At 41.6% G+C, this 15,568-nt stretch carries 10 protein-coding genes and 1 CRISPR repeat array; of the genes, 1 reads left to right on the forward strand and 9 read right to left on the reverse strand.

Features of this window, described 5'->3' with window-relative positions:
- Nucleotides 1-50: 50 nt before the first annotated feature.
- From V7L31_RS09170 to V7L31_RS09205, 8 genes are all read right to left on the reverse strand, one after another.
- Nucleotides 51-5,447, reverse strand: coding sequence for a translocation/assembly module TamB domain-containing protein (locus V7L31_RS09170; protein WP_334695930.1), 5,397 nt, complete (start codon nucleotides 5,445-5,447; stop codon nucleotides 51-53).
- Nucleotides 5,448-5,561: 114 nt separating this feature from the next.
- Nucleotides 5,562-6,929, reverse strand: a complete 1,368-nt coding sequence (locus V7L31_RS09175; protein ID WP_334695931.1) for an NAD(P)/FAD-dependent oxidoreductase — start codon at nucleotides 6,927-6,929, stop codon at nucleotides 5,562-5,564.
- Between the two features lie 473 nt (nucleotides 6,930-7,402).
- Nucleotides 7,403-7,648: a hypothetical protein gene (locus V7L31_RS09180; protein ID WP_334695932.1), complete on the reverse strand. Its 246-nt coding sequence runs from the start codon at nucleotides 7,646-7,648 to the stop codon at nucleotides 7,403-7,405.
- Nucleotides 7,649-7,689: 41 nt separating this feature from the next.
- On the reverse strand, nucleotides 7,690-8,355 hold the full coding sequence (locus tag V7L31_RS09185) for a cytochrome c oxidase subunit 3 (RefSeq protein ID WP_334695933.1): 666 nt from the start codon (nucleotides 8,353-8,355) through the stop codon (nucleotides 7,690-7,692).
- 128 nt (nucleotides 8,356-8,483) lie between these two features.
- Nucleotides 8,484-10,139, reverse strand: a complete 1,656-nt coding sequence (locus V7L31_RS09190; RefSeq protein ID WP_334695934.1) for a cytochrome c oxidase subunit I — start codon at nucleotides 10,137-10,139, stop codon at nucleotides 8,484-8,486.
- Entirely contained in the window at nucleotides 10,129-11,052 is a 924-nt protein-coding gene (locus V7L31_RS09195) for a cytochrome c oxidase subunit II (RefSeq protein ID WP_334695935.1), read from the reverse strand. The genes V7L31_RS09190 and V7L31_RS09195 overlap by 11 nt, the downstream gene beginning before the upstream one ends.
- A gap of 32 nt (nucleotides 11,053-11,084) precedes the next feature.
- Complete coding sequence (locus V7L31_RS09200) at nucleotides 11,085-11,690, reverse strand: DUF2231 domain-containing protein (RefSeq protein WP_334695936.1); 606 nt, start codon at nucleotides 11,688-11,690, stop codon at nucleotides 11,085-11,087.
- Complete coding sequence (locus V7L31_RS09205) at nucleotides 11,687-12,181, reverse strand: DUF2231 domain-containing protein (protein ID WP_094350762.1); 495 nt, start codon at nucleotides 12,179-12,181, stop codon at nucleotides 11,687-11,689. The genes V7L31_RS09200 and V7L31_RS09205 overlap by 4 nt, the downstream gene beginning before the upstream one ends.
- Before the next feature lie 511 nt (nucleotides 12,182-12,692).
- Between V7L31_RS09205 and V7L31_RS32580 the strand changes: the two genes are divergently transcribed.
- A complete protein-coding gene (locus V7L31_RS32580; RefSeq protein WP_442944390.1) occupies nucleotides 12,693-13,385 on the forward strand; it encodes an SDR family NAD(P)-dependent oxidoreductase in 693 nt (230 codons plus the stop codon).
- A gap of 56 nt (nucleotides 13,386-13,441) precedes the next feature.
- Nucleotides 13,442-14,783: a CRISPR direct-repeat array (repeat unit 37 nt; unit sequence GTTTCAATCCCTAATAGGGATTTTAGTTAATTGCAAT).
- Nucleotides 14,784-15,138: 355 nt separating this feature from the next.
- On the opposite strand, the gene V7L31_RS09220 is transcribed toward V7L31_RS32580, so the two are convergent.
- Nucleotides 15,139-15,462, reverse strand: coding sequence for a hypothetical protein (locus V7L31_RS09220; RefSeq protein ID WP_179064500.1), 324 nt, complete (start codon nucleotides 15,460-15,462; stop codon nucleotides 15,139-15,141).
- Between the last annotated feature and the right edge of the window lie 106 nt (nucleotides 15,463-15,568).

The following is a 15,568-nucleotide window of genomic DNA, read 5'->3' on the forward strand; positions in this document are numbered from 1 at the left end:
TTTTATCATCAGTTAATGTCCTAACCTCCTTGTCCGTTGGCATACATCCTCTAAAATCGGCTTTCATACTCAACTTGGAATTGATTTTCATCCCCCAAATTAGTTGAGCCTCGCATGAGAATTTCGTCATTGAGTCGATAAAGCACGTTGTAACGGAAAGAGTCGTTACTAGAAAGAGCGCGTGATAAAGAGGCAGAGAAATTTCTATTGATGTTAAACACACCTTCTGCTGATAAATTAAGAACTGAAGTTCTTGTTGTTTCATTGGTAGATGGAGTCGGAAATATCCGAAATTCACTAAAACCAACAGCCTGTCCGATCGCAGTAATAGTTCCTTGTAAACTACCTAAAATGGTAGAACTAGCGAAATTAGTCAGCCCTTGGCCTGCATCTGTTTGACCGAAAGAACCGAGAATTGAGCCACCTAGCAGAGCAACTATTTCTCCTTTACTACGGCTAGGTTGACTCGTTAGTTCTAAATTGTTGCCCAATTCACTAGCTGGCCCGTTTACAGTAGCTTGAACGGTAACGGTACGTAAAGTTCCAAAGTTGTTTACAGAAGCATCGCTGATTTCCGCAGACAGTGGTGATTCCAAAATTCGACTGTTTATTGCTGATGCTTCCGGTACAATTGCAGTCAGTCGGACATCCAAAGTCGGGTCAAGTCCTTGACTTGGAATAAATCGCGCAGTTTGTTCGTAGCCCCGCGCTAAGGTGAACTCAGTAGAAAATAAGCTGACTCTTCCTCCTGTCAAACGAATGACTCCTTCAGGAAGCGGCTTGGCTAATGTACCATTAATGGTCAAATCGCCTTTAGCGTCAAAGCTCAATAGGGGCTGACTGAATGCGGCTCCTCCTGGTACAAAGCTTAGTAAAGACTGAGTGGTAACACGAATATCCTTGTCTAAAATCAACTTTAAATCTGCAAATTTTATAGGTAGATTGGCTGGAGTTGCTGCGTTAGTGCTTCCGCCTGTTGTCGCCACTGGGTTAGTGCTTCCGCCTGTTGTCGCCACTGGGTTAGCGCTTCCGTCTGCTGTCGGTGTAGTGTTAGGGTTAACCTCTTCTCTATTTAGATTTATGACGTTAGTATTAGCCTCTGCTGTCGCTGCTGATTTTTTATTATCAGTAGCCGAGTTGCCAATAATCACCTGACCATCACTCAGTTTAATCTCTCCACCAATTACAGGTTTTAATGCTGTTCCCCGAATGACGATATCACCGCCGACGCCGCCTTCATACAGTCCTGCAAGCTTAAAATTGAGTTTGTCTGCGATTGATACTGTCAGAGGATTCGCTGCGGTTTGCTGAGAATCAAAAATTGGCAGGATGCCTGATGCAGTCACTTGCCCTTGATTATAATTACCTTGGATATTTTCAACGCTTACCGTTCTACCATTAAATTGCGCTGTTCCAGTCACATTCGTGAGGGGATCGGATAAGGCTTGAGCGCGAAAGGTAGCATTATTAAGTGTGGCATTTCCGTTAATAATTGGTTCGTTTAAAGTACCTTGAATATTTAAATCTACTTTTCCTTGACCGTCTACCCAAGCAACTTGATTGTTAGTCAACAGATTTAACAATGCCAATCCTTCATTTTGCACATTGGCATCGATGTTGATTTGATTACTATCTGGTTGCACTTTGGCAAAAGGTAAGGGAGCCGGGACGCTACCTGTAATTGCAACTGGCTGCGTTCCTGTCACTAGTAAGGTGCTATCAAAATTCAAACGAGCTTTGTTGTAATCAAAGTTCACTTCTCCTGTTTGCACGGGTTGTTTGTTAAGAGTCGCATTCGCTAAAGTTACTTTGCCTTTGGCACTAGGGTCTTGTAAACTACCCGCTAAGGTGGCATCAGCATTGACATTACCAGTGATATCTATGGGATATTTTTCGATAAAAGGTTCTAAAAGTGATAAGGGTAAACTTGCTACATTCAACTTTCCAGATAGTTGTTCAGTTCCTAACTGTCCTGAAAAGGCCACTAGTCCTTGATTTATCCCAATACTCAAGGGCGAAAGTGTAACGATACCATCGGCGAAATTGCCTTGAGCAAGCACTTGATTGATGGAATATTCACCCCATTGCCAGTTTGCACCTTGAAAATTAAAGCCGACATTCAACCCAGATTTTAACGAGCCATTGGCTGTAATTGCTCCACTTAAAGCACCTGTTAATTCTGCAAGGCTGGGCAAAGATCGGGTTTGTTTTGTTTCTAGTTGCTGTTGTTTGGCATTGGCTGTTGTAATATTCGAGAAGTATGTTAGCTGTGTTTTCAAGTCTGCATTGGGCAAACTGATAGACTCAGTGTTAAGTGCTTCTGCTCCCGCTAAGGTGGGAGGCTGCAACCCGGTACTAAGGTCTTGAAAGTCGAAGATATTAAACGCTTGTAAAAGTCTCTGGATTTTGGCTTGAGCAAAATTAGCTTGGAATTGAAATTTCGGGTCATTCCCTGCTTGCACATTGCCACTGAGAGCGATGTTGCTATCGCCAATCCGCAATAGACCATTAGCCAAGCTAGCAGTACCATCGGCATAATTGATCCTGCCGCGAAATTCATCAGCTGCAACTCTGGCAACGCGAGGCCCTGCGATCGCTACATCCCCCGCAATGGCATAATTACTCAGATTGACAACTAAATTACCCGATAGCTGTCCCGCCAATGGTTTCAATTGATTGTTGGGTAAAAAGCCGCCAACCAGAGCGATGGGAAACTGTTGGGCATTGATAAATAAGTTATCTCCCTCAGTTCTACCTGTAGTAACTGCCTCATCGCGTTTAACTAAAAATGAAGTGGGACGATAATCTGCACCTAAGTTAAGCGCAATCCGGTCTTGTTTCCCAGCTAATCGCAAAGTTGCCCCTTGTCCCCCTTGAAAATTCACCTTTCCGGTTAAAAGTGGGTCAAACGCCAAGTTACTTACATTGAAATTCCGCAGTCGGATATTGCCATTAGCTTGCGGTACATCTGGAGTACCTGTAACTTTTCCATTAAAATCCAGTAGCCCTGCTATTGCAACGTCACCAGGAACTTTGAAGCCAGTATTTTGTAAGTTGAAATTCTGCGCCAGTACATTTAAATTAAATCCGGCAATTTGGGGTGCGCCAGTTGGGGGAGACTGAATAGCGATCGCACCATTAGCACTCAATCCTGGGGTACTTGCGTTTTCAACGATAATCTGCTGTCCATTCCACTGAAATTGAGCGGTGAGTGGTTTTGCCAGCAATGCTACTCCTTGGGATAGGCGGATTTGTCCGGCGGCGCGAATATCGGCTAGCTGGAAAGATTTTGTTGTGCCTGCTAACTGAATATTACTATTGAGCCGTCCTCGTAGTTGGGGTGAGAATCGGTTGAGTTGAATTTGAGAAGTTTGGACACCCCCTTGCCAACGTTCTTGAGCAACTTCACCTCTGGCCCGAATTGTCCCACCTGCGACGTTCAAAACCGCATCGGGGAAAAGAATATTCTCTCCTTGTTTGGTAACAACAACCCGTCCGGTAGTAGGATAGGTGGCGTTGGGCGCTTGCACTCGCGCTACTGTTTGCAGATTGCTCAGAGTGCCGGAAATATTCGCATTTGCCGAGACATTCCCAATGGTGATGGAGGGTGAGGAATTGTAGGCTCGTGCGATCGCATCCCCTGGTATATTTTTTGCTTGCACATTTAACGATACCCTACCTTGGGGTGCAAGCTGAACTCGTCCGCTAGCTGTGACTTGCCCTCCCACCTCTGGATTTGCTTGAACGCGAGAAATATTGACGTTTAACGGTGTACCCAGAGAACCAGAAATTTTCGCGTTCGCAGATATACCACCAACATTAATGGGAGTTGAAATACCATAAGCTTGAGCGATCGCATTTCCTGGGATACCTTGAGCTAGTATATTTACACCTACTTGACCTTGGGGAGCTAGTTGAATTTGACCATTAGCTGTGATTTGCCCTCCGGCGGCTGGTGTTACCCGAACATTGGAAACATTAAGGTTCAAGGGCTGTTTGCTAAGTGAGCCAGAAATTTGAGCTTTTGCAGAAACATTGCCAACTGCGATCGGTAGAGTAACGCCATAGCTGCGTGCTAGTATATCTCCTGAGATCCCATCAGCTTGAGCATTAAATATTACCCCATCTTTGCTTCCTACATTAGCTTGACCGCTGCCGATAATTTGACCACCAGCTACGGGGACTATTTTCAGATTGGAAACAGTAAGTTGAGATGCAGTTTGAGAGACATTCAACCGGAAATCAGTATTGATGCTTTTAAATTGAAGGCGGTCAACTTGAATAGGTTTGGTGTTGCTTACTGTACCACTGAGAACAGGTTGTGTAAGTGCGCCTAATACTTGAATATTTGCTTGAATTTCGCCACTAGCTGGGACTGACGAATTGACTTTTAGAGTATCTAAGATATTTTTCGCACTAACTGGTTTGATCTGAGCGGCAACATTAAAACCTGTTTGAGAATTAATTGTTCCATTAGCCAGAATGGGAACTTTGCCAATATTCGTACTTAGATTATCTAAAGCAACTGTCTGACCCTGAAATAGAAATTTCCCATTAAAATTAGAAACTTGCTGAGGAATATTTGGAATTTTCGCAGTGATTTGATTAGCTGTCGCGGTTCCTGTAATCGTTACGTCTGAGAGTTTTGGAGGAATCTGAACGCCTAAATCAGCGTTTAAATATCCTCCTTGCAAAGCGATCGGTAATTGAATTAATCGATTAATATCAGATGCTTGTAAATTTTGTGCTTGCAGTTGGAGGTTAGTTTGTTGAGCTTTTATTTGGGTTTCGCCAACAATTTTAACAGCACCTCCCCTGGTGAGTTGAGCATTAATGTCATAACCGATCCTTTGATTTTGGTCTGAAAATCGGGCAACACCACCAACACGATCTAATATTACTGAGCCTTTCGGTTTAGTGGGTGCGGCGAATGACATCAACTCAACATTGCCATCTTGAATTTGCAGTGTCTCCAACTCAGTTTGAATAAAGCCTTGTCCCTCCGCAGCCTTAACTTTGGCTGTTACCCAACGACCATCTTTATCCTGTTGAATGTAGACGTTGGGTTGAACCAACGTGACATTTAAAGCCAGTTTTCGGCTAAGGATAAGCTGTAACGGCGAGAACTGCACCTCTAAGGCTTTTGCTACCACCCGATCTTGATCGGTGGGAGTTGCTGGTATCGATAGAGAGCTAAATCTCAGACTAGTTAGCGAAAAACGTTCAACTTCCCCAACTTTGACTGGACGCCCCAACAATTGTTGGAGATTTTGCTGTACTAACGGGGCTAAATCCTTATATACATAACTTCTCGCCCACCAAAAACCAACTATAATGCCAATTAGCAAAACCCCACCCACAGCTAAACTGGTACGTCGTAAAAGCAGGAGCCATAGACGAGGATTAGATGGTTCCTGATTGTTTCCTGAATTTGGGGATTGCGTCATTATTGTTACCAGTACCAGTACTTGTTTCTAGGTTAAGCTAGAAATAGGCTAGTTGCAGTTGTGTTAGCAAGTCACAAGCTATGGTTTCACAATATTAGGACTTACGCAACAACCTTAGGTTACACTGCTTTTATTCCCCAACATTTTTAATAGTTTTCTTGCAGCTAAAACGCCCATAACTCCTGCGCCAACTACTTCCACTGCTTGGACAACTTTTTTGCCCACATCATGGGGGTCAAGGTGATGGTGAAAAATCTCTTCATCTAGCCATTCACTAGCAGCTTTTAAATCATGAGATGGTGTCGGTAATAGGGTTAAATAAGTGCCTTGGCGGATTAAATGCCCGGATTCGCCTGCAACTTCAAAAACATTGAAAAGGTTAGCAGCAGCATTATTTAACCCCAATTTCAAGAGAGTTCCACGGATATTGACCTTTGCTGGTTTAAGTTCTTCGCCGAAAGCGATCGCTTTCAAATTTTGGGCAATATTGGCTCCTTGTTGATAAGCAACTTGGGCTGTTGGCGGTAGTGAGTTATCTGGAACTGCTGCACAATCCCCGCCGGCAAAGACTTCTGGAAAGTCGAGTAGTTGCATTGTGGGAGTAACTAGAAGGCGATCGCGACGATCTCGATGTTCTTGAGAAATTGGTAAATTTTTAATTAGTGGATGAATAGAAGTACCAGCTGTCCAGATTGTGGTACTTGTTGGCAACGTCTCAATTTGCTCATTGTGCTTATATTCAATGGCGTTAGCATGAATCTTAGTGGCTTCTGCACCTTTGAGAATTTCAATTGGAATCGTGCGTTTTTGTAATTCTTTTTCAGCAATTGGGCGCAGAGGATCGTTAACATCACCATTGAGGATTTCTTGACCGTGATTGAGCAGTATCACCCGAATTTCATTAGAATTTCCTCCCAAAGCGGTATACCAATGTGGGACTAAATCAGCTAATGTTGCTGCCATTTCTATACCACTTGCACCACCACCAACTACGACTATTGTTAACAGTTGACGACGTTGTTCTATATCTTCGGTTTGGATTGCTTTTTGCAAACAGTCGCCTAAATGCTGATCGAGAGCGATCGCATCTGCTTCTGTCCAAAAGGGGAAAGCGTATTCTTTAGCACCTTCAAGATGATGATAACCAGTGACACTACCCAAAGCTAATACTAAGTTACTGTAGTTATAGGAGTTTCCCGAAGCTAATTTAACTTGTTGTTCATGTAAGTCTATGGATTCCACCGCATCTTGAACAAAGATCACACCACTACCTTTAAGTAATTCCGAAAAACGCGGTACTACTTGAAAAGCATCCATCTCGCTACTGAAATATTCGTAGAGTAACGGCTTAAAGCAAAAGCGTTCATTTTGATCGATCAAAATTACAGAGCGAGGATAATGTTCGTGAGCTAGATTTAAGGCTGTAAATAAGCCGGTGAAGCCACCACCGACAATAACAGTTTGATAAACTGGGCTGTTCATAAAATATTCTCCAAAGTCTTGTAGAATCAGGAATTTGCTAGTATGTTACACATTTTAATTCAGATTTTTTTTGTCTGACGCAGAGCCGCAAATAAAGAGTCGAAAATTAGAACTTTTTTGATAAATTTAGATATCTGATGAAGTTAATTAAATATCCAGGGTAGGCGCATCTAATTTTGTACATAAAACTACAGATTATTTCGCAAAATTATGTGTGTATAGAGATATTTAAGTATGATAAGATATTCAGTAGTACGCTACTAATATCAGCTTAATTTAAACACTTATAACATCTGTAGTAGCGCGGCAAGCTAAAAATATTGGGTTCAAAAAACCTAGAAAGTCCCAAATATAACTATGCCAGAATCGGGAAATGCTGCTCAATGCGGTTCTGCCACCAGCAAGGGAGGCGGCAGACATTTTCACTCATATCTCTATTAGTTATTTGTATTTACAAATGACTAATTCGCTAACTATATGAATAAAAATAACGCAATTAAGAAGATGCTGAGGAATAAAGCGAAACCAATAGCATATTCGACTCTGCGACTAAAAAATCCTACAGCTGCAATTAGAGCGATCGCTAGCCCAATAATGCCAATGTATTGCTCTTTTTGTAAACCTTGTGCAATGAGTGGATCTTTACCTGGTGTGGGAGTTTCTTGAACTGCTTTTGGGGCGAGTTCTGAGGTTGGTAGTTCTTGCATGAATAAATTCATAAAATTAATTACTCCTGAGAATACTTGGTGAACTGAACTTTTTATGCTCGCCAAAGGTAGAGAAGCGAGAATAGGAAGACCCAAACTACATCAACAAAGTGCCAAAAGAGAGTAGTCGCACTTGCACCGAAGTGAGTTTTCTTATAATTGCCTGGAATGAATGAGCGAATCAGCATAATTATCTGAAGCACAACACCCGCCAGAACGTGTAACCCGTGGAAACCTGTCAGCAAGTAGAATGTGGAACCAACTAATCCTGTAGTGAGCTTAAAATCGAGATTTTTCCACTCAATTAACAGACCAATTAGAAAGTAGGTTCCCATTGCGATCGTGATTAGCCATAGCCAGCGAAATTTCCTGAGTTGATTTCGTTTGAGAGCATTTTCTGCTAGTTGAATAACAAAGCTACTAGAAAGTAAAACTACTGTATTAATAATCACGATCTTAGACAATTCTGGCCCAGAAATACCGGGTGGTAGCCAGTTATTAGTATTCAGTCGTAAAGCAACATAAGTAAAGATAAAACTCAAAAAAATGATACTTTCCGACAACAAGAACACAGTAAACCCAAACATTCCTTTGCCGTGATGATCTTCATGACTCCCGCCACCACTCGGCAGAAAGCGCTGTAACCAATTCGGTAAGCGTCGCCGCCATCGGTCGAAACGGATCGGACTTTCATCTAAATGGATGCTGCGATGTTGCATAATTCGTAATTAATAAATTCAGGTTCCATCTGATTTTTCGGACATAGCGAATTATCTTTAAAAAACCTCCGCGTACCTTTGCGTTAAAAAAAAGCTCAAATTTAGCGCAGCTTTATCAAGAAACGAAATCACTCATCATTATCAGAATTTTCCACGAATGAATATTTTGGATCGCCGTAGTCGTAAGGAGGCCTGTTGACAATAGGAATCTCTTCAAAGTTATCTCGCGGAGGTGGTGAAGAAGTTGTCCATTCCAATCCTGTAGCGTGCCAAGGATTATCAACTGCCTTCGCTCCATATAGCCAAGAACCGACAATGTTAGCAATAAAGGGCAGCGTAGATGCTCCCAGCAAGAACGATCCCAGGCTAGCAATAACATTCCATCCCTGATACTGGGGATCGTAGGAAGAAATTCGGCGTAGCATTCCTTGCAAACCTAATGGGTGCATGGAGAAAAAGGTGATATTGGCAGGAATAAAGGTTAACCAAAAATGCAGTTTACCCCAACCCTCGGCGTACATCCTGCCAGTTATTTTGGGAAACCAATAGTAAATTCCGGCGAAGATTGCCATCGTAATGGTATTAAAAACGATGTAGTGGAAGTGACCGACGACAAAATAAGTATTATTGACGTGGATATCAAATGGCGTGGCAGCAAGCATTACACCAGTGACACCACCAAAAATAAACATCGCTGCACCTCCCATTGCAAATAACATTGGTGTCTCTAGATGCAATTTGCTCCTCCAGATTGTGGCAGTCCAAGCGAATGCCTTCACACCTGTGGGTATAGCAACTAACATTGAAGTGGCCATGAAGGTCATCCGCATCCAGCCGGGGGTTGCACTGGTGAACATGTGATGCACCCAAACGAAAATGCTAATCCCAGCGATACCTAAAGTTGCGATCGCCACTGACCGATAACCAAATAGGGGATTGCGAGAAAAGGCTGGCAGAACTTCCGCAATAATACCGAAGGCTGGTAGCGCCATGATATACACTGCTGGATGAGAATAGAACCAGAATAAATGTTGGTAAATAATGGGATCGCCACTTCCTTCCGGTTTAAAAAATTGTGTACCGAAGGAGAGGTCAAGCAACAGCAGTATCAATGCACCCGTCAAAGAAGGTAAGTTAATCAGCTGCAATAACTGGGCGCTAAAAACTGACCACACAAAGACGGGCATCCGAAAAAATGTCATCCCTGGCGATCGCATCCAAAAGATAGTTGTAACAAAGTTGACAGCCCCCATAATTGAGGAGATGCCAATTAACACTAGGCTAACTATCCAAATAAATTGACCGTTAATCAACTGACCTGCTGGAACTTGCAGACTAACTGGCGGATAAGACCACCAGCCAGCTTGTGCAGTCCCGTTAGGTAGCAAGAAACTAGACAGTAGTAGCAGACCGGCTGGTGGTAGAATCCAAAAAGAAATGGCGTTGAGCAGGGGAAAAGCCATATCCCGCGCTCCAATCATCAGTGGTACTAAGAAGTTAGAAAGACCTGCATTGAAGGGTATAATCCACAGAAAAATCATGATTGTCCCGTGCATGGTGAATAAACCATTGTAGAGGGGGCGGTCAACTAAGTTTGCTTCTGGGGTAAGCAACTCAGCCCGGATAATCATCGCCAACAGCCCGCCGAGAAGAAAGAAAATGAAGGTCATCACCATGTACTGAACACCGATTACCTTATGGTCGGTGCTGAAACTGAAATATTCCCGCCAGTTATTCTCAGGTTCTCTATTGTTGGCTATAGCTTCACTTAAATCATGTGTCATTATCTATCTTCCTTTGATTCGCTATAGCAGGTTGAGCAGGTGCGACGGTGTACCAGCCGCTTTTAAATAATGTCTTTGGTGGTTGGATGTTTTCGGCAACTGCCTGATTTTTAGTGTTTGTAGTTTCGCTAGAGATTGTTTGCGCGAGCCACTGATTATATTTATCAAGGGATTCAACGTATACATCTGCCTCCATCAAGGCAAAATAAGCACCACTGAATTGAGAATCTTTCAGTCGATATTTACCTGAGCGAATGGGTGTAATCACAATGTCAATATTGCGCCCTGGAACAATATCTTGCTTTAAGCGAAACTCAGGAATGTAGAAGCCGTGGATTACTTTCTCTGCCTGCATCTTTAAGCGAGTGCTGCGATTGAGCGGCAAGTGTAATTCCTTAGTGGTAAGGTTATTTGGATAGCGAAAAGACCAATCCCATTGCCTAACGAAAACATCAATTGTTTCAGATGCAGGTTTGGGAATATCGCTGACGTTCGCGGCGTAGGCAGGCGCAGATTCTAATGGTGTGTGCAAATGCACTATTTGGTTTAAACCCAGAATATTTAATTGCTGATAAATATTGAAGCTTTGAAAGGCAATCCATATTACTAACAGAGTTGGGGTAGCTGTCCACAATATTTCTAACTTCCCATTACCTCTAGAAGGGTGTCCCTCGGTGTAGTCTTCCGGGGGGGCGCGATGGAAAGCGATCGCATATACAATAACACCAACCAGCCCTAGCAAGATAAATGCTCCAATTGAGACTAAAAAGCTAAATAAATCATCTACCCGTTGTGCTTCTGCTGTCGCTTGGGGAGGCATCCAAGAAAACGCCTGTTGTCCAATCCACCGACTGACAATTAGCAGCACTGCTACATAAAATGTTATTAGTACATATTCAAAAACGCTAAACATAATAATTTCATGTAAGAGTGCTTATTGCTTGATTATTTGAGTAGTAAATTTGGGTTTCTACCTTCTTGGAGTAACTTCGCAGCAGTAACATGAATTCCAAACTCTTCTCCCAATTGTGCCCCTAAAGTTCCATGAACGAATAATATTGCCAATATTGCAATACCTGCTAACAAGTAACTCCACTGCACTTGCCTGGAAGCATCCTTACGCCAGCGATAGCGTTGCAAACCTCTCCATATTGTCATGGCTGCGATCGCTCCCAACAGCAAAACGCCACCCAAACCATGCAAAAGCATCGTCCAACCAGCAGTTAACCCCCAAACGCTCTTTTGATCGACTGGTGGATTTGCTAGCAGTAGCTCGAAAAAACCTGCTGCAACTGTGAAAAAGCTGATAAAAGCTGCTCCTATGAGGTTATACCAGCCGACATCAAAGAAACCAGAACGCAGGGCAGGCAGACCTAAAAATTTGAAGATTGGTTTTTCTAAAGCAAAAAGCGCTCCTGCGATATCAAAAATAATGGCAATAATCAACAAACCCAATGTTAAATGCACCAGTTGCGGATGTATGGGAATCTCATAAGGTAATCCGTTAGCATTCAGCCTCAACCTCAACTGCTCAATAAGTTGCCAGTTCACGGCGAAACTCCCTGCTTCATCGCTTGCACAACTGGCTCAATGTGTAACCCATACACCCAAACTAGCTTGCTTCCTAGATAGACTTGCAAGCATACTAAGCAGACTAAAAACGTTGCAGCACCCAAATAAGCAGGCGGTACTTTCCGTGGAGTGCGTTTGCGAATCACGAAACGCCAAGCTGTAATGCCAACAACAATAGCCGCCAACGACCAACCCATCACTGTATGAAAATTTAATGTTGGTTGAACTGCTGGGTAGATGTTCGCCAAACCTGCTTCAAACTGACCAAGAATCACCGCTAAAAAGATAGCTGCTGAAGCCACAAACATATTCCAGAAACTCACCTCAAATAAACGCACGTTACGTGTGAAATAGCCCAGCACATCGCACACAAAAGAAAAAAGTACCATCGCGATTACAAAGTGGACAATGATAGGGTGTAGAGGGTCAGGGTATGGTAAATTTTGGTTGTTTAGAGACAGAGCAGGCATCGCTAATTATTTTTTCCAAATGTCAAATATTCACTAAAATAACCATCATCTCAGTTGATATATATCCAAATGGATATTTACAAAAACTAAAAAATGGCTACTTAAATTATTACTTATCAGGCTTTTATTATTTAAGTCATAATAGATTGATTAACTCAAAATTCTAATTTAATCAACAACCTAACTTGCTCTGAATATACCATAAATCTTACTTAAGATTGATAAAAGCTTTAAAATTTCAATTTTACAAATCTTCAAAATAAAGACATACTTTTGTCACAGGAATGACAAATAGCTGAAATATTTTTCAGTCAAACAATATACTAATTAAACATGGTCGGTTAAGCTTTTTTAATGAAAATTATACGTAAAGATCCGATAAATCGCGGTCAAGACGAAAGACGGATTATTTTCAAGACGGCGATTCATCGCGTCTATGGTATTTTGTGAACAACTAGAATTAGCAAAATAGTCAAAAAATAACTGGACATAAAATACTGAGATGAAATCCATGCCAGACAAACGGATATTAATTACAGGTGGTAACAGAGGGATTGGGTTTGCGATCGCTCAAGGTTTACTGGCAAAAGACTATGAAATAATTATCACTTCGCGATCGCTCGATAACGCCAAACTTGCGGCTGAGAAACTTCCAGGCAAGGTAATTCCCATCGAATTGGATGTCACCGACGATCGCTCTATCAATCAAGCAGTCAAGATCCTGCACCAAAAGATCGATCGGTTAGATGTTTTGATCAATAATGCTGGCGTGTATCCAGACAAGGATATAAATATTCTGACTATTTCTCGTGAGTTGCTTGATTCCACAATCAATGCCAACACTTTTGGCCCAATTCGGATGGTACAGGCATTTTTACCCCTATTGGAAAAATCCTCCGATGCCAGAGTTGTTAACGTTTCAAGTGGATATGGAGCATTATCAGACTTATCTGCCGATGTCCCAAGTTACTGCCTATCGAAGCTGGCATTAAATGGCGCAACAATTATGTTGGCACAAGCTTTAGACTCCAAAGGGATCGTCGTCAATTCTATTTGTCCGGGGTGGGTGAGAACAGATATGGGTGGTTCATCAGCACCCCGTTCGCCAGAAGAAGGTGCTGACACTGCAATCTGGTTGGCTACTGATGCTCCGCGCAATATAAGCGGTAAGTTTTTGCGCGATCGCAAAGTAATTTCTTTTTAGATGGTTTTTAGGTAATTGCAATAGAAAAGATTTAATTACTAATGCTTCTAAGTTTTGTTTCAATCCCTAATAGGGATTTTAGTTAATTGCAATAAATCTGGATGTATGGAGATATCTGTACTGAAATGGTTTCAATCCCTAATAGGGATTTTAGTTAATTGCAATTTGACGTAGCTAACACAATGGCTACAGCTTTACAGAGTTTCAATCCCTAATAGGGATTTTAGTTAATTGCAATCCACCACTACTTGTACCACCACTCCCACCACTTGATAGTTTCAATCCCTAATAGGGATTTTAGTTAATTGCAATGATACACTTTACTACTTATGTTTGTGAGGAATTGAAGTTTCAATCCCTAATAGGGATTTTAGTTAATTGCAATGCTACAACTGCTAAGGGTACTGCTGGGCAAGCACTCGTTTCAATCCCTAATAGGGATTTTAGTTAATTGCAATTCCAGTTCTCATCGATGCCACCAACTGTCAGCGCTGTTTCAATCCCTAATAGGGATTTTAGTTAATTGCAATACTTATCAATTCTTGAGTTCTCATCTCATGTGATGTTTCAATCCCTAATAGGGATTTTAGTTAATTGCAATGGAAGCTTATTACATCGGCAACGCCCACCACAAGGAGTTTCAATCCCTAATAGGGATTTTAGTTAATTGCAATAAGTTGGCGGAACTGAACATCAACATGGGTATCGTTTCAATCCCTAATAGGGATTTTAGTTAATTGCAATAGCATATCGGGTACTTTTCATGTCGGTCAAGCGTGTTTCAATCCCTAATAGGGATTTTAGTTAATTGCAATGTTGCAGCTTAATAAACGTCTGACGTTAAAGAGTGTTTCAATCCCTAATAGGGATTTTAGTTAATTGCAATCTACATATTAAATATGCAGCCGTTTATATCAGAATAGTTTCAATCCCTAATAGGGATTTTAGTTAATTGCAATAACGACATATCACGGTTTCTAAGTTCAGGTTGGCTAGTTTCAATCCCTAATAGGGATTTTAGTTAATTGCAATACAAAGGTAGCTGCTATATCATCAGCCTCATAGCCGTTTCAATCCCTAATAGGGATTTTAGTTAATTGCAATGATCTTGCTTGATGTTTTGCAACAGTTGCTCTAGTGTTTCAATCCCTAATAGGGATTTTAGTTAATTGCAATACTCTATGGTGCTAATACCTACAAATCATAGGCAAGTTTCAATCCCTAATAGGGATTTTAGTTAATTGCAATTCCTTCGAGATCGCGTTATGGAACCCTTTGTTTTGAGCGAGTTTCAATCCCTAATAGGGATTTTAGTTAATTGCAATTCCTCCTCCCCCCAAGCCTCCTACTCTTCCACCTAAGTTTCAATCCCTAATAGGGATTTTAGTTAATTGCAATTGCGGGCTTCTGAAAGCCTTGTCTTATTTGGTTTTCAAGGTTCGGTTGCGCGAATGGAAAAATCATAACACGAGGAGTTGCGATTTGGCTAGAGGCAAATGCCTGAAAACTAGTCTACATAAGGTACGCGGATGCTTTATAAATACTAATGCTCTGAAATTCTTGCATATAGGGCAATTCAGGCATTTTTGTAGTTACCCCATTTCCAACACCTACCTATCCGCGCATTCAGCCAAAAAAACTAATCCGATAGGAAAGCTGTTTACTATAGATATCCTACTAGATTAGGTTAGCTGAGTTATGGGCAATGCTTGGGATGAGCTACGCCTAAACAATACCTACACCCCCATCAACCTTATTTGGCAACGTCTTCAAAGTCTGTTATCGCACAAGCAAATTCTCTAAAAGCTGTTTTAATCAGAACCTCTTTTGTTCCCCTTTCCAGCGCAGAATTGCGTATGAGGTCTGTTAATTCTATGAATAGCAGAGAAAACATAAAACGATCTTGGCGGTCAACTTGTTTCAAGCAAGAGGATATAAATTGATAAAGCTCTGTTTTTCTAGGTTTGGTTTGTTCATCCCATATTTGCAACCCAAGCCGAAAAGTTCTTAAGCGGATTTCATTACTGTTGAAGGACGCGTCTTTGTAGCGGACTGATACGCGCTGGGGTATATCCATGAGTTTTAGCTATACATATTCGATGTAAAGTAATTATTCACTTATATTTTGGCTCAACCGGAAAAATCTGATATTTTGCACCAATTCCAATAATTGCCATAGTTTA

This window comes from Nostoc sp., from assembly GCF_036916655.1.
GTDB lineage: Bacteria > Cyanobacteriota > Cyanobacteriia > Cyanobacteriales > Nostocaceae > Nostoc.

Bases quoted from the DNA above. Each gene is read 5' to 3' on its own strand.
- V7L31_RS09170 (WP_334695930.1), bottom strand. From the start codon at position 5,447: ATGACGCAATCCCCAAATTCAGGAAACAATCAGGAACCATCTAATCCT.
- V7L31_RS09175 (WP_334695931.1), bottom strand. From the start codon at position 6,929: ATGAACAGCCCAGTTTATCAAACTGTTATTGTCGGTGGTGGCTTCACC.
- V7L31_RS09180 (WP_334695932.1), bottom strand. From the start codon at position 7,648: ATGAATTTATTCATGCAAGAACTACCAACCTCAGAACTCGCCCCAAAA.
- V7L31_RS09185 (WP_334695933.1), bottom strand. From the start codon at position 8,355: ATGCAACATCGCAGCATCCATTTAGATGAAAGTCCGATCCGTTTCGAC.
- V7L31_RS09190 (WP_334695934.1), bottom strand. From the start codon at position 10,139: ATGACACATGATTTAAGTGAAGCTATAGCCAACAATAGAGAACCTGAG.
- V7L31_RS09195 (WP_334695935.1), bottom strand. From the start codon at position 11,052: ATGTTTAGCGTTTTTGAATATGTACTAATAACATTTTATGTAGCAGTG.
- V7L31_RS09205 (WP_094350762.1), bottom strand. From the start codon at position 12,181: ATGCCTGCTCTGTCTCTAAACAACCAAAATTTACCATACCCTGACCCT.
- V7L31_RS32580 (WP_442944390.1), top strand. From the start codon at position 12,693: ATGCCAGACAAACGGATATTAATTACAGGTGGTAACAGAGGGATTGGG.
- V7L31_RS09220 (WP_179064500.1), bottom strand. From the start codon at position 15,462: ATGGATATACCCCAGCGCGTATCAGTCCGCTACAAAGACGCGTCCTTC.